Source organism: Mariniradius saccharolyticus AK6 (assembly GCF_000330725.2).
Lineage (GTDB): Bacteria > Bacteroidota > Bacteroidia > Cytophagales > Cyclobacteriaceae > Mariniradius > Mariniradius saccharolyticus.
The window spans coordinates 1-22383 of record NZ_AMZY02000016.1; the positions used below are offsets into that span (position 1 = coordinate 1).

Annotated in this window: 16 protein-coding genes; 3 read left to right on the forward strand and 13 right to left on the reverse strand. The window is 47.0% G+C overall.

The features are described 5' to 3' along the window. The 3 genes from C943_RS22370 to C943_RS15675 all read left to right on the forward strand — a co-directional run. Positions 1 to 225 (forward strand): hypothetical protein (locus C943_RS22370; protein ID WP_211208892.1); only part of this gene is annotated, 225 nt, incomplete at its 5' end. Then, complete coding sequence (locus tag C943_RS15670) at positions 194 to 1849, forward strand: M1 family metallopeptidase (protein WP_008629713.1); 1656 nt, start codon at positions 194 to 196, stop codon at positions 1847 to 1849. The genes C943_RS22370 and C943_RS15670, both read left to right, overlap by 32 nt. Before the next feature lie 138 nt (positions 1850 to 1987). Then, entirely contained in the window at positions 1988 to 3376 is a 1389-nt protein-coding gene (locus C943_RS15675; RefSeq protein ID WP_008629716.1) for a Gfo/Idh/MocA family protein, read from the forward strand. Between the two features lie 162 nt (positions 3377 to 3538). Here the strand turns inward: C943_RS15675 and C943_RS15680 are convergent, their stop codons facing one another. The 13 genes from C943_RS15680 to C943_RS15740 all read right to left on the reverse strand — a co-directional run bounded on the left by C943_RS15680 (position 3539) and on the right by C943_RS15740 (position 22374). Beyond that, positions 3539 to 3970, reverse strand: a complete 432-nt coding sequence (locus C943_RS15680; protein ID WP_008629721.1) for a hypothetical protein — start codon at positions 3968 to 3970, stop codon at positions 3539 to 3541. Position 3971: 1 nt separating this feature from the next. Further along, entirely contained in the window at positions 3972 to 4358 is a 387-nt protein-coding gene (locus tag C943_RS15685; protein ID WP_008629725.1) for a hypothetical protein, read from the reverse strand. A 149-nt stretch (positions 4359 to 4507) separates the two neighbouring features. After that, a complete protein-coding gene (locus C943_RS15690) occupies positions 4508 to 5125 on the reverse strand; it encodes a DUF2306 domain-containing protein (protein WP_008629727.1) in 618 nt (205 codons plus the stop codon). 8 nt (positions 5126 to 5133) lie between these two features. After that, positions 5134 to 6981, reverse strand: a complete 1848-nt coding sequence (locus C943_RS15695) for a WG repeat-containing protein (protein ID WP_008629729.1) — start codon at positions 6979 to 6981, stop codon at positions 5134 to 5136. Between the two features lie 87 nt (positions 6982 to 7068). After that, entirely contained in the window at positions 7069 to 7632 is a 564-nt protein-coding gene (locus C943_RS15700; RefSeq protein ID WP_008629731.1) for a DUF4256 domain-containing protein, read from the reverse strand. A 113-nt stretch (positions 7633 to 7745) separates the two neighbouring features. After that, complete coding sequence (locus C943_RS15705) at positions 7746 to 8954, reverse strand: GTP-binding protein (RefSeq protein WP_008629733.1); 1209 nt, start codon at positions 8952 to 8954, stop codon at positions 7746 to 7748. 132 nt (positions 8955 to 9086) lie between these two features. After that, entirely contained in the window at positions 9087 to 9971 is an 885-nt protein-coding gene (locus C943_RS15710; protein WP_008629735.1) for a glycoside hydrolase family 17 protein, read from the reverse strand. A gap of 5 nt (positions 9972 to 9976) precedes the next feature. After that, complete coding sequence (locus C943_RS15715) at positions 9977 to 12307, reverse strand: MFS transporter (protein WP_040480994.1); 2331 nt, start codon at positions 12305 to 12307, stop codon at positions 9977 to 9979. Positions 12308 to 12368: 61 nt separating this feature from the next. Next, positions 12369 to 13655, reverse strand: coding sequence for a glycosyl hydrolase family 17 protein (locus C943_RS15720; RefSeq protein WP_008629739.1), 1287 nt, complete (start codon positions 13653 to 13655; stop codon positions 12369 to 12371). Between the two features lie 15 nt (positions 13656 to 13670). Further along, the gene (locus tag C943_RS15725) at positions 13671 to 15422 is read right to left on the reverse strand and encodes a glycoside hydrolase family 3 protein (protein WP_008629740.1); all 1752 of its coding nucleotides are present in this window, start codon (positions 15420 to 15422) and stop codon (positions 13671 to 13673) included. A 58-nt stretch (positions 15423 to 15480) separates the two neighbouring features. Further along, complete coding sequence (locus C943_RS15730; RefSeq protein ID WP_008629750.1) at positions 15481 to 18930, reverse strand: hypothetical protein; 3450 nt, start codon at positions 18928 to 18930, stop codon at positions 15481 to 15483. 91 nt (positions 18931 to 19021) lie between these two features. Next, positions 19022 to 21514 carry an immunoglobulin-like domain-containing protein gene (locus C943_RS15735; RefSeq protein ID WP_008629751.1) on the reverse strand — a complete coding sequence of 831 codons (2493 nt, stop codon included), beginning with the start codon at positions 21512 to 21514 and terminating at the stop codon, positions 19022 to 19024. A 26-nt stretch (positions 21515 to 21540) separates the two neighbouring features. Continuing rightward, positions 21541 to 22374, reverse strand: a complete 834-nt coding sequence (locus C943_RS15740; protein WP_008629752.1) for a glycoside hydrolase family 16 protein — start codon at positions 22372 to 22374, stop codon at positions 21541 to 21543. Positions 22375 to 22383 lie beyond the last annotated feature (9 nt).

Sequence of the window (22383 nt, forward strand, 5' to 3'; positions counted from 1 at the left end):
CGTCAACCTATTTTAGGCACACACAAAGTTTGTCGATTCGCGGTCTTTAGAGTGAATGTATCCATCCGTAAAAAACTGGTGCATGAAATTAGCAGCCAATTGAGAATTTCTGCGACTTTATTTATTATTCAAATAACACTGACTTACAGATATTTAGAATATATCATTAATAATTTACTTGATGAAAAAACCGATGTTGGAAATGTCTCTTCAAAAGAAGATTGAATATGTTTTATTGATTCTGGCCGTCGCTTTTTGTTTCGAAAATGAAGTAAGTGCCCAAAGCCCGTTCACCCGTGCGGATACTTTGCGCGGAAGTATAACGCCTGAAAGGGGATGGTGGGATTTGAATTACTACCACCTGTCGGTGGAAGTTTTTCCTGAAACCAAATCCCTCAAAGGCACAAACCTCGTCAGATACAAAGTGACATCGCCACATCAGGTCATGCAGATTGATTTGCAGGAACCTTTGAAAATCACTTCGGTAACACAGGAAGGAGAGTTTTTGGAAGTCAGGAGGGAAGGCGCTGCACATTTTATCACGCTGAAGAAAAAGCAGGTGCCAGGTACTTTTGAGAAAATCCTGATCAACTACGAAGGCCAACCCAAGGAAGCCGTGCGCCCGCCTTGGGACGGCGGGATTACTTGGACCAGGGACACCAATGGCAAGCATTTCATCGCTTCTTCCAACCAAGGCATCGGTTCGAGTATTTGGTGGCCATCCAAAGACCATCCTGCGGATGAGGTGGACAGCATGTTGATCACTGTGACCGTCCCCAAAGGATTGCAAAATGTCTCCAACGGCCGTGCGCGACGCGGGGAAGTAAGGGAAAACACCGTAACCATGGATTGGTTTGTCTCCAATCCCATCAACGACTACGGGGTCAATATCAACATCGGGGATTATGTGCACTTCGGCGAAAAATTCGAAGGCGAAAAAGGCACGCTGGACATGGACTACTATGTGCTGCGGGACAACCTAGAGAAAGCCAAAATCCATTTCCACGATGCCCGACGGATGATGGAGGCATTTGAGCATTGGTTTGGCCCGTATCCATTTTATGAGGACGGGTTCAAACTGGTGGAAGTTCCCTACCTCGGCATGGAGCATCAGAGCTCGGTAACCTATGGCAATGACTATCAAAAAGGCTACAAAGGAACCGACCTTAGCGGTACGGGCTGGGGGCTGAAGTTTGACTTCATCATCATCCACGAGGCTGGACACGAGTGGTTTGCCAACAACATCACCTACAAAGACGTGGCGGATATGTGGATCCACGAAAGCTTCACCAATTACTCTGAAAGCTTGTTTCTCGAATACCATTATGGCAAGGAAGCCGGACAGGAATACGTGCGCGGTACCCGGTCGAGGATTGAAAACAAGATCCCCATTATCGGGATCTATGGCCTCAATCGGCGGGGTTCCGGAGACATGTACTACAAAGGCGGCAACCTTCTGAATACCCTCCGGGAAGTGATCGCGGACGATGAAAAATGGAGGTCTATCCTGAGGGGGATGAACGAAGTATTTTACCATCAGACAGTTACGACTGAGCAAGTGGAAGCCTATATCCAAGAGCAAAGCGGCTTGAATTTGGAAAATTTCTTTGATCAATATTTGAGAAATGTTTCAATTCCAACTTTTGAGTATTATTTTTCGGATCAACAAACGTTAAACTATCGCTGGTCCAACTGTCTCGTAACCTTCGATATGCCCGTGGATGTCTCTATAGGAGAAGACACAATGCGTATTTCACCCACCACGCATTGGCAACAAGCCAAAGTGAAACAATCTGGTACACTAACAGTAGACCCGGATTTCTATGTTGGGAGTTTTCGATTGAGGTAGGAGGTTGGTTACTAGTTAATAGTCTTTAGACCATAGCCGATAGAATGTCTCCAGAAAGCTGATTGATTTGAAAATTTCAACCTCAAATCTTGAACTTGAAATCTATTACCGCTTTATCACCCCAAACCATTATCATCCATGACAAATCAACGCAGGAAGTTTTTGAAGAAAGTTGGAGGCTCGTTGGCTTTGGCAGGTTTAGGAACCGCTTTTGAAGCGAATGCACATGCGGACTCCATTACACTAAAGAGTGACATCAAACCTAGCGCTAACGACCGCATCCGGATCGGATTGATCGGTGCCGGCATTATTGGTCACTACGATACCGACACAGCCTTGAAAGTGGTTGGTGTGGAACTGGTTGCTGTTTGTGATCTGTATACTGGCCGCCTGGAATATGCCAAGGAAAAGTGGGGAAAGGATATGTTTACCACGCGGGATTACCGAGAGCTGCTCGAACGGGAGGATGTGGACGCGGTGTTGATCTGTACGCCGGACCATTGGCATCAGCGGATTGCGATCGATGCCTTGAAAGCTGGCAAGCATGTCTACTGCGAAAAACCCATGGTGCAGAAGATCGAAGAAGGTCAAGCTATCATCGATGCCCAAAAGGAGTCCAAAAAGGTCTTTCAGGTTGGTAGCCAAAGGGCAAGTGCCTTGGCCGTTTTGGAAGCCAAAAAGGTACTGCAAAGCGGTATGATAGGGGAGTTGACTTACATTCAAGCCTTTTGTGACCGTACCGATGCCCGAGGCGCCTGGCAGTATTCGATCCCGCGTGATGCCTCACCCGATACGGTGGATTTTGACACTTTTTTGGGAGATGCGCCAAAGGTGCCATTCGATGCCACGCGGTTTTTCCGTTGGAGAAATTACAAGGATTACGGTACCGGGGCTGCGGGCGATTTGATCGTGCACCTGTTGACCGGCATTCATACGATTACAGATTCCCTTGGTCCGACACGGATTTTCAGCCTTGGCGATTTGAAATATTGGCAGGACGGTCGGGAAGCCTATGATATCATCAATGCATTGATGGATTACCCTGCTACCGACAAACATAATTCTTTCCAAGTGTACACCCGTGCTAATTTGGCGGATGGGGAAGGAAAGGGCGGTTTCGGAATGAAAATGTATGGAACGGAAGGTGTGATCGATATTGGTTGGCATGAATTCAAGGTGTCCACTGTCAAGCGTGGAAAAGCTCCTGGATTTGGGGGATATGATGCTTTTGAAAGCTTCTCCAGGCCTCAAAAGATCGAGTTCCAGAAATGGTACAAAGAAACTTATGGAACTGAGCAAAGTGGCTACCAGATCGGGAGGCAGAAGGTTTACAGTGCTCCGATTGGCTATGATGACAGGTTGGACCATTTGGTCGTATTTTTCAACGCAGTCCGTAACAACACAGAAGTATTGGAAGATGCGTCATTTGGATTGAGGGCCGCGGCGCCGTCTTTGGCTTGCAACCTGAGCGTCGAGCAGGGAAAACCCATCCTTTGGGATCCGGTTGGGATGAAGTTGGTGGGATAGTTGGGAGCTTGAATAGTTATTGGTGATTGAGTTGATGGTTATATGGATTCAATAGTCCAAAGACCAGAGTCCATAGAATGACTTCGGCAATCAATACATCATATGCTTTGCCCCTACATTGTACTTCGTACTTTTTACTGGGTACCATGCATCCCTCACCGCTTACTTCCCCTCGCGTATCTTCCTCGGCCGTATTTGATACTGAGGCCAAGCCCTGTAGGCCAAAATTCCCCCACAAACCAAAAGCAATACCTGCAGCAACAATGTTGGCGGAGATTCCAGTTGCCTTCCGATTACAAAAAGCAGCAACACCATTGAAAAAAATGCAATCAAACCCGTGACTTCTGATTCTTTTTCTGTTGCAATTCGATTGTAGAAAATCTTCGAAACCAATCCACCAAACAGGAATGTGAACCAGATCATTTTGTGTCGGTAATCCCGCACCACATAACTGAAGCTGGGAAAATCCTTATCGGCCAAAGCGACCAACACAATATCGGCTACCACCATTAAACCCAACAGGGAGGCCACGATGATCCTGACCGTACGGATGTCGGATAGGTGTCTTTTCAGGTATCGTTTGGTGCTTATCATGTCAAAGTTGATAGTTCATAGACCAAAAAAGGTGACCATAGACCAGCCCCACTGCCAACAGGATGGTGAGCAACAGTTTCGATTTCTCAAACTTGACCTTGTACCCAATGACGACCATGGCAATGACAGCGCCAAACAGGATCAAAACAGGATACATTCCATTGGTCATTTTGAACGAGCTGTCCGTAGTGCCCAAAAACAAATGCCCTGCAATGGCTCCAAGTGCAAAGGGGATGAAGAAAAATTTTCCTTTGGACCATTCGTACAGGAGCAGATTCGAGGTGTCGTTATCGATGTCATTGAGGTTGAGGAGGACTTCGAGCACGAAATACGCAATCGCAAGACCGATCATGATATCAACGACCAAACTGTACTGTGAAGAATCCATGTTTCATCCCATTGCTTTGAGCTGAATTTACGGATTTTTTTGGAAGAGACTGAAAATGTGGGGGATAAGATGCATGGAGAAATCCAGAATTCGAAATGACGATACCAGAAAGCCTAGAGGCGCGTTGATTCGCCAAAACTGCGACATTGCTAGTGCTGGGAAAGTTTGAGGTACAGTTCGGCCGCGACCAGGTTCCCCAGCCAGCTTGCCCAAGCGATGGTCGCATAGGCATTGACGGTCGATAGGTCAAAGTCCCAGTTAAAGATAAAAATGTAAAGACGCAGTGTAACCGCGGCAAAGGCCAAGGCATAACTCCTGATCGCCCATCTGCGGTGGGAATCCAAATTCCCCGCTTTGATCGCCCTGAGTGCAAGCCAGGTAAATCCAAACCAAAGGATGTTTTGCAGCAAAAAACTCAAGAAAACCATCACCCCACGATCGATAAAAAAACTCATGCCTAATGCCCCGGGTGCCACCAACAACAAAACAGTCATCATATAGAACTTTCCCAGCCAACGGTGTGCATTGCGGTATTTCGGCTTTGACCCGGAGATGATTTGGAACAATCCTGCCAACAAAATCAGCCCAGCCGGCAATACGTGCAAGTAATAGAATGGCAAGTACCATCCGGATGCCACGGCTTCCTGTTTGATCCTTAGGAAACCGAAATTTGGATCAAAATTGAAATAGGTGAACGTGGTCCATGTCAACGGAAGGATCAACAACAGGCCCAAAAAGACCAAAAACCGCGCTACCCACTTTTTCATTTGGCCTTTTACCTGCTTGCGATGGCTTTCTTGGGCAATAGGCTCGACAAGAAATCATAATTATGGCGGTCGATTTCGGAAAAATTTGCCATGGCTTCTTCAATTTTGCCGGTGGTTTTATCGCCTTCCTTTCGGTAATAGGAAAAAAACATTTCCCGGTCTTCATCAGGGAAAACGTACCCGTTATCAGCCAAAATGCCGTCCAACATGAATTGGATGGTTTTCTCGGAGAGAAAATCTGAATTTTCATATTCTCCATTACCGACGAAAAGTGAGAAATCTCCGCGCACATAGCTGCTGTCCATTTTCGAGAACTTGGTTTCAGGAAACACTCTTCTCGTCTCCAAGTATTTTATTTCGCCATTTTCTGACAACTTAAAATATGAAAAGTTATGCAGGTTTATTTGGTCGACATCTACATCTATCAGATATTCATAATGATTTGTTTTAGCCTCATAATAGCCGAAATCCCTTAGAAATCTGATCGAAACCAAATCCGACCCATTGAAGTCGGCATTCGCCTTCACTGTATTCTCTTTGTCCAAGATTGCGACTCTCGAACGATAATAAAACTCCTCCCTGCCATCCATATAGCGATCCTTGATCAGAACTATGAGCCCATTGAAGGTATCGCTGATCTTTTGCCAACTGAGGCCGAGGAATTCCCGACTTTCATTGCCGGCATTGAATCCGAGTTCTGTGGTCGTGAAGCCAAACTCGATGCTGTCCATTACCTGTAGATTCGACAGATAGGAGGGAGGGACCACATAGCCGTTGCCAAGGTATTCCTTGTTGGGAACCTCCATCATCGCCTGTTGGCCGTTTTTGATGAGGAGTCCCTTGTCCAAATACTTGTAGCCGGCCAGGTATTCGTCGATCTGCTGGACGGGTGGAAGGCCTTCAAAACGCAGGAAATCACTGTTGAAATAGCCGGTTTGTTTGCCTTCCTGGGTGAGGATCAATTTCTTGTCATCAGTCGTTGTGAAGGGTATCAACACGTCATAAACCGCCGGAATCACAGGAAGCCGCGATTGGAGATGATACATGCCGTATTTGCCGTTGCGCTTGACCTCCACGAGATTTTCCATATCAAATCCCAGGGTACCGATCAAATCGTAATCCGCCGGAATGACGACCTTGCCCTCGGCGTTGAGCAGGCCCATTTTATAGGAACCTACTTTGGGTACCGTTTTCTCAGCATCAGCGCGATAGTTGTCAAATGACTTTGGGTTGTCCCATTCTCCCTGGACAAAATAAAAATACAGTTGATCTTGGTAGCGCGTGAACCAAATCACGGAATCCACACCTGCCTGCAGACGCTCCACAAGTTCGTAAACCAGCTTACGTTTTTCGTATTCGGCTTCGAGTTCGAGTTTCCAAAAATCACGGTTTTCAAATGCGGTGAACTTATGGTAGAGCAAATCCGCATCCATTTCCCTGATCACGAAAGAATTGTCCAGTTTCTCGACTTTTGCCGAAACGATAAAGATTTCCGGTTCCTGGTTGGGATAATTCGTATTTACCAAACTGACCGGAAACCATACTTGGAGTTGGTTTTCGCCGATTTTCTGGAAGGTTGTCCTGCCGAAGTCAAACTCGCATTTGATGGAATGGTGGGTGTTTTTGAGCACCTTAACCAATTCGGTCAGGGCTTCCTGCGAGCGTTCCAACTTGAGCATACCCAAAAGCTTCCTGTCCTCTTCCGCCGACAATCCTTCCTTGAATTGCTCGACAAATTCATTGAGGAAGGTCAAGTTTTCGTTGGCAGCATTGGACTTATCCTCAGACTTGCAGGAATAGAAAGCGAATAGCCCAAACAGGATCGTGAGTATTGGGAAAAAACGGAAACGTGTCATAAATGCAGGGAAATGTCTAAAACTACAAAATTATTCCCGATTGGAAATGGTGTTATGAAAAATTAACAATGGCGGAAAAACCGCTGCTCAAACCCTCATAATTCCTCGAAAACCACGGACTCCATAATACGACTCGGCCCCGTTGTGGTAGATAAAAACCTGCCCGTATCGCCAATCCCCGAAAATCGCTCCCCCGAGTTTCCGGATTTCCGTCGGCGTAGCAAGCCAACTCGAGGTCTTTGTATCAAAAGGGCCAAATTGCTGCAAATACCGGTATTGACTCTCGTTCAACACTTGGATTCCCATGTCTTCGCTCATACCCACAGCGCTATGGGCGGGTTTGTATTCTTTTCTCGATTCCAAGGCCGCAGGGTCATAACAGACGCTGCGACGGCCTTTTGGGCTTTCCGGCGCACAGTCCATGAAGATGAATTCACCGCTTTCTTCATCTCGTCCCACCACATCCGGTTCGCCACCCGTAACTTCCATTTGCTGCAAAGACCAAAGTTTACCGGGCGAGCTTTCCAATTTGTTTTGGACCTCCGCCCAGGTGATGCCGGCATGGCGGTGATGGTATTTTGCGAAGCGCGTCTTGAGAACTTGAAAAAGTACCTCGCGTTCATTTTCCGAAAGCGGTGTGTAGTGGGCCATGATGCAGTATTTAGATGAAATGAATCTACACCTCCCGATCGGAAAACACAAAAAAGGGACAAACATTTGTCCCTCTTCATCAAAAAATCTAGATGGCAACAGCGACTTTCAAGTCAAATCCCAGTGGGAAATGGATCCGAAAACCGGATTCCTTTTTCGTACAATTGAAGCTCATCGCCCTGTAGCAGGCATTTCTTCAGGTCAGCGACCATTCTATCTTCGTCAATGTTTTGGCCGATGAATACCAGTTCATTCAATCGATCGCCCCATTTTTTGCTCCACTTGCTTTCGATGTAGGCTTGGTTGTGGACGTAGGATTCGTAGCGAATCCTGTCCGAATAAGGCATACTGCACCACCAAACGCCCGCGGATTCCATCCTTACGGATCCGCCGGCCTGGGAAAAGTTCAGGGCTTCATTGGGGCGTGAGGCCAACCAAAACAGTCCCTTGGCGCGAATGACGCCGGCAGGGTAGGATTCGTTGAGGTATTTCCAGAAGCGTTTTGGGTGGAACGGTCTTTGGTCCCGGAAGACAAATGAACTGATGCCGTACTCCTCTGTCTCGGGTGTATGGCCTTCGGATTCGAGTTCTTTTTGCCATCCAGCGGAGGTCTGGGCTTCGTCAAAGTCAAACAACCCGGTATTCAGGATTTCTTTGGGGGCGACCTTGCCAAACTGCGATTGGATGATCTTTGCGCCAGGATTGAGCCTTTGGATGGTGGCCCGCAGCATTCCGAGGGATTTGTCATCGACAAGGTCCGTCTTGTTGAGGATGATGATGTTGGCAAACTCGACTTGGTCAGTCAGCAGGTTGACAATCGTGCGGTGGTCACCTTCGATGTCCGTCAGACTGCGGTCCATCAATGTCTCGTCCGTGCCAAAGTCCTTGAAGAAATTGAAACAATCCACCACGGTGACCATGGAGTCGATATAGCTGAATTTGGACAGGTCGATGCCCTTTTCCTCGTCTACAAAAGAAAAAGTCTGCGCTACCGGTACCGGTTCACTGATACCCGTACTCTCGATCAGCAGGTAATCGAAGCGACCCTCCTTGGCGAGTTTCTCGACCTCAATCATCAAATCTTCCCGCAGCGTGCAGCAGATGCAGCCGTTGCTCATTTCCACCAATCGCTCTTCCGTGCGAGAAAGCGTGTTTTCGCTTTCCACGAGGCGCGCGTCCACGTTGACTTCGCTCATGTCATTGACGATGACGGCGACTTTCATCCCTTCTTTGTTGTGGAGAACGTGGTTGAGTAGGGTGGTTTTACCTGCACCGAGGAAGCCACTGAGGACTGTGACTGGAAGTTTTTTGGTCGTTGGCATGAAATGAAGAATGAAGTCCTATTAATGCAATATTGTTGCAAAAATAGGACTTCATTTTGTATTGACAACGGTCTTTTTGGAACTATGCGGGAAATTTATTCCCCAGCTAAGTTCAGAAAAGACCCTTATGCTTCAATACTTCAGTTTCTCATCCTTATCCCAAATGCCCCAATAGGCCCCGACATCACCTTCGGCGCCCACTTTCCATGATTCGTCGAAGGACGAAAAGTAGTGGATGTCGATGGATTCCTGTTTGGACCAGGTCTGGATGTTGATGAAGTATTTCATGAAATTTTCATCGGAAGGAACGGCCCCATAGAGACTGGTACCTTGGCTAGGCCATCCCGTTTCTGAGATGATGACCTTTTTTCCTTTTGCGGCCCGCATGGCCCGGTTATACATATCCTTGATGTACAGCAGGGAGTATTCCCGTGAGCATCCTTCCCAATAGGGGTAGCAGTTGGCGAGCACGACATCGCACATCTCGGTGATTCGAGGTCTTTTTTCAAACTCATAATAGGCATCTACATAGCCGACCGGAATCTTAGGAAGTGCTTCTTTCACCCGATGGATGAATCCCAACAATTCATCCTCCTTGAGGTCTTTTCGGTACATCACTTCATTGCCCACAGCGGCGATATCGAGGTAGCCTTCCTTTGCCAACTGGATCAAACCTTCGACTTCTGCTTGGTTGATCTTGTCATCCTTTCCCAACCAAGCGCCTACGAGTGTTTTCATCCCGAATTCTTTGGCGATGATCGGTATCAGTTCATTGCCTTCGGTGCAGGAAAAGGAGCGCACCCATTTTGTGTAGGGGCGAATGATTTCGAGCCTTCTGCGAACCTGTTCTTCGGTGAGTTGGTCTCCGGGTTGTTGACCTTCGACATAGGGACTAAAGCAGAGTCCATGCATCCCGCCTTTGAGGACTTCATTGAATACTTCCGCTAGTTCATCTTTTGAAACTCCCTGGAAATCATTTCCAGCAAGTGCCAAAACTTTGTCTGCATTGAACGACATATTGATTAGTATTTTAAGTTTTCGTTTTTGTCCCAAATTCCCCAAGCTTGGCCTACGTCTCCTTCATGCCGCACTTTCCACGATTCGTCGAACGAAGAGAAATAGAATACATCGACATTTTCATCTTGGGCCCATTTTTGGGTGTTGATAAAGTAGCCCATGGCGTTTTCCTCCGAAGGTTGGGCTTCATGGGTATTGGTTCCGCTGTTTGGCCAGCCCGTTTCGGTTACAATGACTTTTTTGCCTTTTGCAATGTTTTTGGCAAAGGCATGCATCTGACTCAAATGAGCGGATGCTTGATTGATGTTTACACCTTCCCAGAATGGGTAACAGTTGACCAACACCACATCACAGGCATCGACCAATGCTGGATACTCATGGAATTGGTAGTATGCGTCCACATAGCCGACAGGGATTTGTGGCAGTTCCTTTTTCACCTTGGCGATGTAGTCGAGCAGTTCTTGTTCCGTCAGTTCTCTGCGAAGCAATACCTCATTCCCGACCACAGCGATATCGACATGACCTGCTTTTGCCAATTGGATCAAAGCTTCAATTTCGTTTTCATTACTTGCTTTGTCGCTGTCTATCCATGCCCCGACCATGGTTTTTAGGCCATAAGCCTTGGCCGCAACCGGGATGTGCTCATTTCCCTCGGTACAAGAGAACGAACGAACCCATTTAGTGTAGGGTGCTACGATTGCCATACGCCTGTTGATTTGCGCTTTTGACAAAATATCCCCAATATTTTGCCCCTCCATATAGGGGCTGAAGCAGACTCCGTGAAACCCTTTTTGCAGGGTCTCTGCAAATTGTTTTTTGATTTGTGCCAAAGAAGCCTTGCTAAGGTCGATATCGGTTTTGAGCGCAGCCACCATTTTGTTTTCCAAAGGAAAAGGATTTTGGTAAACGGAAGCGGTTTTTTCGGTTTTCCCGGTTTTTCGTGCGTTCAATTCCGCTCTGATTTGATTGGCCCTGGCTTCATCCACATCGTAGTCGTGCATAAGGTACATAGCGGCGAGGGTTCCCAGCATTGGAAAACCGGAGAAAAACAACCGCAGCCCATCCACCGCGCCTTCAGGTTGTACGGCTGCATTTCCATCAAAACCTACCACCGTCAATATCAGTCCACTCAAGCCCCCTGCAATGGCAAATCCAAATTTGACCATATACCAATATATGGCACCAAAGACTCCCTCTCTTCTGATACCGTAATTCAACTCGTCGAGATCAATGACATCGGCAGTCATAGACATCATCAACACAAACAAACTTCCGATCCCAAAAGAGTGGAATGGGAGCGAAAAGATAAACATCCAAGGTTTCCCTGGTACAAACAGGAACCACAATGAAGCATAGCCAATCAAGGCGATGCCTTGGGATACCATGAATGCATTTTTCTTTCCGATCTTTTTGGACATCCTTGCGACGATGGGAATGACAATAAACGTAGTGACCAGGGCGCCTACACTGCCGAAAATTGGCGTCCAGTACCCTGCCGCGCCAGCATCACCATTGAAAAGATGCCAAACGACAATAAAGAAGACAAAGCCTGCCACGGTATTGAATGCGTTGAAGATGAAAAATGTGGAAAGGCATAGTTTTCTGAAGGGTATGGAAGAAAAGGCTTCCTTGAATCCTTTGATGATTTGCTTAAAACTATCACCGATTGCATTGAACGTAAGCGGCGAAAAATTCGCATTTTTGGTGGATTTGCTGGGAATGAAAATGGCAGGAATCATGGCGCAAATGGCGAAAATCACTCCAACCCAAACCGCCAGTTCACGAGTAGCGGCTTCCGGACTTGGGAACCAGCTCGGTTCGTACATGATGACCCAAAACCAAGGAGCTATCACCCATGCCCACTGCCCAATCCATTGGGCAATGGCCATGATCTGTGTACGCTCGTGGAAATCCTCACTCATTTCATAACCGATGGCTACATAGGGTACACTGAAAATGGTAAGCCCGATGTAAAAGGCAAATGAGCCCATCAGAAAGTAGAAAAAGTTATAATTCACACTGTTATCTCCGTAAAGTTGCCACATTACAGAGAAGGTAATTCCCATAAGAATAGCACCGATAAAGACGTATTGCCTCCGTCTTCCCCAAACGGACTTGGTATTGTCGGAGATGAAACCCATGATAGGGTCTGTCACTGCGTCGAGGATACGGGGGAGAAAATACACGGTTCCCCACATCCATCCCGGGAATCCCAAATTCTGCACCAACACCACCATGAATATTCCAAGGGATGCTGGAAACATTTGGTTGGCTAACATTCCGACTCCGAAAGCGATCTTCTGGCCCATCGGGACTTTACTATGGGTTGCTGACATGGTAGATGAGTTTATTGTGGGGATACTGTTTGGATTTTTATTAATGTCTTTATAGAGTTGCCTACTTGGTTGGCGGTGCGCTGACAGTTTTCAAAAGGCTTTCCTTATCGCCGTTGTAGGTCTTGGCTATTGGGTTGCCACCTCTGGTAAATCCTTCAAAGGCACCCTTGTCCACCAAATCCCAAAGCGCAAACTTTGCCTCGCCCTTGAGACCGAAGAGTCCAAAGTGGTTTTCAGAACCGATTGGATTAGCGGCATCTTTCCATTGCTCATTGAATGCCTCGAAGAAAAAGCAGGAAATGCCGGCGGCGTTTGTCCATTCGCGCATGTGCTTGTAATAGAGGCCCTGCTTGTATTCGTCTGCCGCTCGCGAACCATCAGCTCCATAAAGCCCATCGGACACACTTGCCCAGCCTGTTTCGCCAATATGGATCGGTTTTTCCAGCCCGAGGCTTTTGACATAGCTAGCGACGGAGTCATATTGTGCCTTCGCAAAATCCCTGGCACGGAGCATCGCCTTGTCGACTTTTTCGATCTCAGATAGCTTCGATTCCTCTACAGGCACTTTCCAGAAATTGGGGTTGTAATGGGAATTGTGGAACGGATAGGTGTGGAAAGAAATGTAATCTACAGCCATTACCAGCTTCGCCAAGTCGGCTGTATGGTAACTTGAATCGCCGCCGCCCCAAGACGAAAAATCGTCCGAGCTCGTAATCCAAAGGTCTTTCGGGAGCTTCCCCTTGGCCTTGAGAGATTGTAGGTGGTTGACCCATTTCAAGATGACCGAAGGCTGCACAAAATAGCTCGTCGCCCAGCGTACCATCGCCTCGTTGCCCACTGCCAAAACCTTGACGATGTCGGGATATTGGTTGGCGAGTGCCACAGCGCGATCTATTTCTCCGGCGTTTTGTTCGCTTTCTACCTCATGGTCAGGTTCTTGATCCGTCCAGGCATTTTTGCAATCAATCCATGCACCCAGCATGACGTACATTTCAAAACTGGGGTCGGTCGTTTTTAGCTCATGGATGGCCTTGAGCAGGTTGGAAGCATGGGGAAACTGCACATTGTAGGTCCTGACGATCTTGATGTCCATCGCCTCCAATATCCTCAAGTCTTCCTTTAGCTGATCAATGGTAGGCTGAATTTCCCTGGATTTTTCCCGGTATCCTTCGTAGCATATTGCTTGGTAATTGGGATTGCCTAAAATATCTTTTGCTGTCACTTCTTTTGGTTTTTGTAGGTTTTCTGATTGGTTGTCCACTTGTCTTTGGCTGCAGGAAACTCCCGTCATGAAAGCTATTCCGAGGCAAACCGTATTGATGATCGATTTAAAACCCATTGGTGTCATACCTGTATCGTTTTGTTATTGTCCCGATGATGACCATGTTTTGTACCTCAGTCCATACCCGATGGGAAATAGCGGTTCGGGCTTGCTTTGCCAGAAGTTCGGACCATATTTCTCCTGATAGTCATCTGTCGATTTAGGCCAAGAGTGGGGAAGCTTACCTTTGAAATCATATTCCCCAAACAAAACCTCCGCAATCCCATCACCCTCCGAACCAGGCAACCAGGCGGCCACAAAGGCATCTGCCTGCTGGATTTGATCAGACACTACCAAAGGCCTCCCGGAAATCAGCACCACCACAGTTTTGATTCCCTTTTCTGTATATGCATTGATGTAATTTTGATGGGTTTCGGTCAATGTCAATTGGAATAGATTCATTGGTCCGTCCACATCCCCGAAAAACTCCGCATAGGGAGCTTCCCCGACCACAATCACGGCGACATCCACGTCTGCAGCATCAGCCGTACCGGTAGGATCGTAAATGACTTCATTAGAAGCATGTTTTCTGATTCCTTCGAGAATCGTCGTAGCGCCTTTGTAGTTTTCGGTTGTTCCCTGCCAGTTGACGGTCCAACCCCCGGATTGTAGTCCTGAATTGTCGCCGAACTCACCCACCACGGCGATTTTGGCATCCCTTTTCAAGGGAAGGACACCTTTTTCGTTTTTAAGTAAAACCAGCGATTCACGAACCGCCTGCTGGGCAATATCCCGGTGGAATTGGATACCGATTTTCTCGATCAGTTTGGGGTCTGGATAAGGGTTTTCGAACAATCCCAAGCGAAACTTCTGCCTCAGAATCCTCCTTACGGCGTCGTCTATTCGATCTTGGGGAATTTCCTGATTCAAGACGCCGTTCCGGACGCCCTCTTGAAACATGTCCAGATCGCCATCCACAGCCATCACCATATCGATACCCGCATTGATGATGGCGTTTTGTCCAAAACGTGAGTATGCCTTCCAATCGGACACCACAATGCCGTCAAATCCCAACTGACCTTTCAAGATATCCGTGATCATCGCCCGATGGGCATGCATGGATACACCGTTTAGGGTGTTGAATGAAGCCATCACCGAGCCTACGCCCGCGTCGACGGCAGCACGATAGGGGGGAAGCAGCCGTTGGATTACTTCCTCATGGGTCAGAGAGGTATTACCTCCTTCCACACCAAAATCCGTCGCCCCATCTCCAATAAAATGCTTGGCCGTGGCCATAAGCGAAAAGAACTCGCCCTGATGCCCAATCACAGATGCTTTTGCCATTTCCGTAGTGATTTCGGTGCTTTCCGAAAATGCTTCATACACCCGTCCCCATTTTTCATTGAAAGGAATGGCGACGCAGGGCGAAAAGACCCAATTGAAACCGGTAGCCTTTGATTCTATGGCTGTAATCTCTGCCGCTTTCGCGACAAGCTCCGTGTTTCCGGAAGCTCCCAAGCCTATATTGTGGGGAAAAATGGTGGCACCCTCGTAGGTGTTTTGGCCATGTACTGCATCCACGCCGAATACCAAAGGAATGCCAAGGCGGGTGGATAAAGCCTGTCTTTGGAACTCGGTAAATTTGGCTTGCCATTCCGTGGCATCATTGCCTGGAAGCGGACCTTGGGTATGGATTACAGAACCGATGTATTTGTTTTTGACATCCTCTAAAGTAACGTCATCAAAATGGCGTACCTGTGACATCTGACCGATTTTTTCTTCAAGGGTCATTTGAGCAAGCAGCGCATCGATCTTTTGCTCGATTATTGGGTCCGTTTTGATTTTCTTATCCATGCTGAGGGTTTGAAAATAGGTTTAGTCCTAGGGTTTGTTTTCAAAGAAATTGGAATTGCTACCTCAACATCGCCTCCTCCAAGTGAACCTCCAGTTGAATTACATTACCAGTTCGACTGAAAATACCCGCGCTTATTTCTTCGCCCAAGCTAAGTTCTTTGATTTGTGAGCTAGAACCATCCTTTAAAATCACCTCAATCCTGTTTTCTGATGCCAAATGATAAACCACAGGAACCTGACAGTAGGTAAAGGCCAAAGAATTCTTTTTCAATGCCAACTCGACCGAGGCCCCAGACAGGTCAACGTACCGGAACGTTTGTCCGCTTGAGAGGAATTCAGATTTTCTTAGCATGCGCGGCTCAAATGAAATCCGTCCTTCAACAACGGAAACCCCCAATTCCCCAAAGCGGGAAATTATATCCTCCTTCACTTGTCCCGTCATGCCGGGCTGTTGTGCACCTTTGTTGGCTGGTGTATGGGAATATGGGTCCGTCGGGAAGGCACCATAAAGCGAGGGAGATTTGTGAACGCCGATTCCTTCATTGATCTCATAGTAGTGGGCTATAAGTCCATTTACGACTGATTCAGGCGCTTTCTCCTTGATCGCCTTTTGGCAGCATTCCATGACCGCCAATTGGAGTTTGGATACCATATGCCAATAAATCGAGCCAAGCCCCTCGTATCCGTAGAATGTGCCTGAGCGACCGGTGAAAGCCTTGTGGTTGAATACCGTTTCAAAGATTTGGAGTACTTCTTTCTTACTTGATTCCGAAACCGATTGGCCGTCAATTTCCAAGGAATCCAATGCGCTTTGGAGATCGGAGGCATTTTTGAAATTGCCGTTGAAATGGAAATCCCCTTTGACGTCTTGTTCGATGATACGCTTGTCCTTGTCTTTCGATAGGCTGCTCAGCAAAGCTGACTTTGCCACTTCCGATTTTGGGATATTATTCTTTTGGAGAAAACCTGGGAGATCCTTGTTGGGATACAGTAAATAGCTGTATTGGTCTTTTCTGAAAAGATCACTTTTCTTGAGACTTTCAAGGGTTTCAAGAGCTTCCGAGGATGTCAAATAGCCCGAACTCAGGACCGCCACTTGACCTTCGAGCATTTCGCTGAGGTATGAAATGGAGACTTCAGTTTCGTTTTCGACCGTCATCAAGTTGTACGAATGGTACAGGCTGTCGCGTCGTTTGTTTGCGCGAATCGAATGCTCAAGATAGCTTAAACATACATTCGAAAATTCAATTATATCACTGAGTTTCAGTGTTTTTTGATGATTACTGAAAGTATTACTGTAGATATTATTTCTAAATTGACTTCCTGCAGTTCCCAATGCGTCCAGGATTGCTTTGCGGTTTTTATCGTTGATTGGACCGTAAAGCAAATGCTGATATGTAATCAGTGCTTGATGGATTTGCTGAAAAAAGGTCAGCACTTCCTCAGAAACATGTACTTCTGAGACGGGGCTTTTAGCCAGGATGCTGTTGAAAAAAGTAAGGAATCGCCGGAGATAAAAAAGTGTCACCATGGATACACCATTGCCGACCAAGGCATTGTTGGCGTCATTCCATTCCGGGCGTTGCGTATTCATCCAAATGCCTCCTTCTGGGATGAAATTTGACACCTTCGCCAAAACGGTCGCAAGGATTTTCTCCAGGAAGTTTACATGGTGGATGGCCCCGGTTTTGTTTTGGAGCAAAGCTGCATCAGCCCCTAATTGAGACCATCGATGTTGGATGGCGTGGTCCAGCTTGTGGTCAAAATCAATCGTATCCTTTGGATTGCGAAGGATGTCTTCGTAGGGTTTGATCTTGTAGGGCACATTTGCATAGACAAACATGTCCTGATCGAAATAACTTTCCAGTTTTCCGGGCGCGTGGCGTTCCGAAAACTCCAGGAATTTCAAGAGGTAAATTATCTGATGATCACCCCAATACCCGATGTAGGACCATGGGTCGTCGGCTTCGATTTTTTCCCAATCGATGCCATTTTTGGTGATGCGGTAGGGATTATAACCATCAAATGTTGAGGCATTTAGAAACTTAAAGATCATGCCGTCAATAAACTCCGGATAGGAGAGGGCCAGGGCTTCCCAGTTCTGAAAAATATCCCTCCAATTGCCTGCGTAATCCAGGACTTTCGATCCATCGTGCTCGTTGCGGGTGTTGATGGAAAATTGGTTCCAAGGCCTGCTGGGATCGCCGTGCCTGCGGCTGAATTTTAGTGGCAAATATTCGAGACATAGCCTTTTCAGGTCGTTGTCCTCGGTTTTGGAAGTGAGATTCTGGAGTTGTGTTCTGGAAAACTCGTTTGGAAGAGTTTTCAGGGTTTGGATATGTTTCCCGAATACCTGTGTGTTTGCATTTTTGAGATAGGTCAAAAAATCACCTCTCTCGATTTGATAATCCTTGTCAAATATCCCCCCACGCATGATGTTGAACATGGAGTTGGCAAAATGGCGGGTATCTTTCATATGATCCGCGGTCAATTGAAGTCCGTCAGCCGCTGCGTTTAGTTGGACGAGCTGTCGGGTTCCGGATTTGATATCCTCTTTGACGGCGGATGCTAAGTTCTTGTCGTTTTTGATCGCCTCTGCCAAGGCGACAATTTGTGAAGCGTTTTGATTGATATCAGCAATGAGCATCCATTCTTTTTGGTTGCCTGCCGACAGAGTGAGTTCTGTTTGGACAAAGTATGCTCCTTTTTCGGCCTTTACGTCCGTTTCCTCGACCACATGCTGGCCGTTCCTGAAAGGCTCGAGTTGGGAGGAGGAGAGGAGTCTCTTTGCATTGGGGATCCCCAATGACCAGGCAACACTCGCCTTCAATGCTTCACTGGGTTCAGCTTTGTCCACAATGATGGCACTCAAGGCAAAAATTCCGAGGCCGCTTTCCTTTTCCAGCTCGCTTCTTTTGTAAGCATCCACAAGGTTGCTTCGGATTCCCTGAAGCGCACTTCCCACGCCATAGGGCATGATGTTTTGAATACCGTCCAATATTGAAATGTGAGCCTCCTCAGCACCGAGATTTGTCAAGGAGCTTGTCTTCACAAATCCAAATTTGTCACTCGTGGACCATTGATATCGGAAAGTAAGATTCAAGTCCTCGTTGATCTCTTCGAAAAGTATCTTGTCTCCGTAAACGTTTTTGTAGAGGTTTCTCTTGAGTCGGTAAAGGTTGGCGAAGTGAACGGAAAATGGTTCCCATATTTGAAATTGGCCGTTATTCTCAATCCGAACGATGGTTTTAGAACCCGTCATTTCATTGGATTCTATGATTTTATCGTCCGTGTAATAAGGGAAAAGTGCATTTTCTGGATCTTTCCTGCCTGCACTCAGACCGCCGTTACTCCCGATGAACATCCAATGGTTGGAATCACTCACGATGCTCATAAAAAATGGTCGCATCTTGTCGCAATTGGATATTTTCAAATATTCTTCCTGACCTATTTTGACTGTTTCAAGCGTAACCTGCTTTGTGTTTTGCTTGCTGATGCCTTGATGCATAAGACTGCTGGTATGGTTAAGTGGGGGACTTAAAACGAACCGAGCTTTAGGGCTCGGTTCGTTGTAAATTGAAATTTCACTTCTGTGGTGGCTATAGTTTTTCTATCCTGACGTTATCAATCAGAACCGCACCGGCACCACCTCCGCCAGTAGCAAAGTTGAAGTCAATGATGAAAAGCTTACCAGCGGGATCAATAGCATCTACCTCTTGGGAAATGGTCGTGAAGTTTGAAGTGCTGATTGATCCTTGTGTATCAAATGTGTTGGTTGTGATAACTCCGCCTCCAGGATTTGGAGTTTGAGTCTGCATGTGTAGTGCCGAAGCCACGATCGGGGTCACCACTTTGGCGTCATACTTTATCCTGATTTTGGTATTCCCCTTGTAATCGACATTGTCGTTGGTGTACCTGAAAATAAACGCGCCTGCCGCTGGATCTGTCAGGGTGAGCAGAATTGCTCCTGATCCGCCAACTCCACCGTCTGCGCTGTGCGTTACGGTTGCTTTCGTGTTATCTGCAGCATTGGCAAGCCTTGCCCATTTGTCAAGTGAAGTGGCGTTGTTAAAATCCTCCAAGAAAAATGCTTCTCCTGTTCCGCCCGGGCCTCCACCTTCAAACCTGATGTCATCGAAATAATAGGTTTCGGTCGATGAAGTCAATCCGCCATCTGAACCATCAGGATTGTCTGGTTTGATTACCAATTGATTCAAACCGGTGTTGCTTCCTGGGATATCCGTAAACTTCACCTCAACCTCAACCCAAGTATTGGCTTGGGCAATGGTTCTAAACTGTGGAGGAGGATTTCCAGATCCTGGAGGTTGTGGTTCGCTGTTCAATTCGAATCTCATCACCACGTTGGCCTTTGATGAATAGACTTTCAATTTTAAAGTCTGGGTAGCATCAAATTTGTCAGGAAATGCATTTTGAAAGCCAGCCCATCTATTGGTACCTGTAGCCTTGACAACTTTGAGCACATTGTTTGAAGTGTTGATTCCTGTCTTGGATGGATTCTCGGCAAGCTGTGTTGTGATGCTTCCATCATTATTGAAAGTGCTGATGAACGACTCACAGGATTCGAAAGTAACCGGGAACGCTGTAGCTGCAACTGGTGTACCGGAGCAGCCGCCAGTTCCGCCACTACCACCATCGCTCTTCTGCGTGATATCGTCGACGTAGAACGCACCAGCGGTATTTCCTGGACCATCAACGAATATGACCATCGTGCTGTAGGATGCAGATGCAGCGCTAAAATTGAATGTCAGGTCTTGCCATCCCGTGGTGGTTGCCGTTGCCACTGTCTCTACCGGGTCTGCCGTGCCGTTTTCGAATTTCAATAATACCGGTACGTTTGCCTTAGATGAGTTGAATCTCATCGTGATTACTTTATCCGTAGCGAAGTTAACCGCAGTTCCCATCGCAAATGCAACACCTTCCCATTGTGCACCTGAGTTTGTGATTTTCCCGGCCTTGTTTGAAGCGTTCGCCGGATCGGCGGCCACTTCAAAGGCTGCACCATTGAACACCGAGAATACTTCCTTACCGTCTTCAAAATTGAATGGAAGTTTAGAAGTGTTTGATTCAAGCAGTTCGAGAGAGACGTTATCCAAGACCACAACGCCTACATCTGCTCCAAGGTCAAATATTACGCGGCTGTTGTCGCTATCAAAATTGGCAACAAATTCAGCAGTGAATCTTTGGACAGTTTGGGTAATGGTGAATTCCTGCGTCACATTCGTCCAAGGTGCTTCGTTCAAACCAATGCCAGCAATTATTTTTCGGCCTGCGGCTTTATCTGTAGATGAGTTGAATGAGAGCCTGTATTTGTTTCCATTTCTCAGTGGAAGCACTTGGCTTACGTTTACATCAAATGGATTTCCAGCGACGGTGACGTTGGAGAATGAGAACTTGTTTCCACCATCTTCCCTCACATCTAGACCATTGCCTATCCAACCTGTAGCACCCGCTTGGAAATCACCGTTTGTCAGCAAGCCGTCGTCGAACGTTACTTTTACAGTTCTCTTTACCTCTGTGGCGGCATTTCCGGCCGCATCGCTCACATTGTATGCAAGTACATATTCGCCGGGGTTCATTTTATTGACTGTTCCGGTCACTACAATGTTTGCAGTGATGTCACCGTCTACGTTGTCGTTTGCGGTAGCACCGGGGTCGGTGAAATCCTCACCGATTTCAATCTCTATGCTCGCAGGTCCCAAGAGCGTGATTACCGGAGCTTCGTCGTCGGTAATGATCACTTTCAATTCAATGGAGATAGTCTCTTTGGCTTCGGTTGATCCCCCCAAATTGGTGGCGACAAGCGAAACTGTGTAATCCCCATCTTCCATGTAGGTTTTTACTGGATCTTTCAATGTCGAAAAAGTACCGTCTCCAAAATCCCATTGGTAGGAATCGGCATTTTTTGAAGTATTCGTAAAGGTTACGACACCTCCCGTATCAGCATCAATTGAATAGGTGAAACTGGCGGTAGGTTTTGGAATCGTTTCCTCTTCCTTACACCCCCAGAAGACCGCAACCGCAGCAAGCGATAAGGCCCCCAAAAGCTGAGTAATTCTGAATTTATTGAACATATTATTTTGGTTTATTTGTACTAAAATCACTGGTAAACTCTTACATAATCGACTATCATCGTTTGCGGAAATCTCGAATTCGCAGAGGGTGCTCCAACGAAATTTCCTCCTATGGCGACGTTGAGCAGGATGAAAAATGGCTTGTCAAAGACCCATTCAGCATTTGTGGGCAGACTTTCTGGGGTTATCCGTTGATAAAGCCTGTTGTCGACGAAAAAGTCGATGTTGTCCGGACCCCATTCCACGGCAAAAACATGGTATTCTGTATCGAATCTGGAATCAACCAGCTCAAAAGACTCTGTTATCGCATTTCCGCCCGAATATCCTGGGCCATGAATCGATCCATGTACCACCCGTGGCTGCTGTCCTCGAAGCTCCATGATATCGATTTCTCCTGTCTGGGGCCATCCTACCTGATCGATATCCGCGCCGAGCATCCAAAATGCCGGCCACAATCCTTGGCTAAATGGGGTCTTCAATCGCGCTTCGATCCGACCATACCTGAACTCTTTTAGTCCTTTTGTTTTGATACGGGCAGAGGTATAGCCGCTTCCCTGGAAATTCTCTTTGATGGCAGTAATCACCAAGTTGCCGCGACCATCCAAAGAGATATTCTGCGGACGATTGGTGTAATACTGGAGTTCATTGTTGCCCCATCCGCCGGAGCCGGTGCCGATGTCATAAGCCCAGAAGTCTGGGTTTGGCGCATCTCCCGTTGTGCCATCAAATTCATCAGACCACACCAAGGTCTTGTAAACACTTCCGGGAGTTTCTTCGCCATTGTCACAGCCGAAAAACAGTATCCCCACCAATATTGGCATCAATAAGGGATAGCATAATTTATGTATGTTGATCTTCATCTTTCTCAA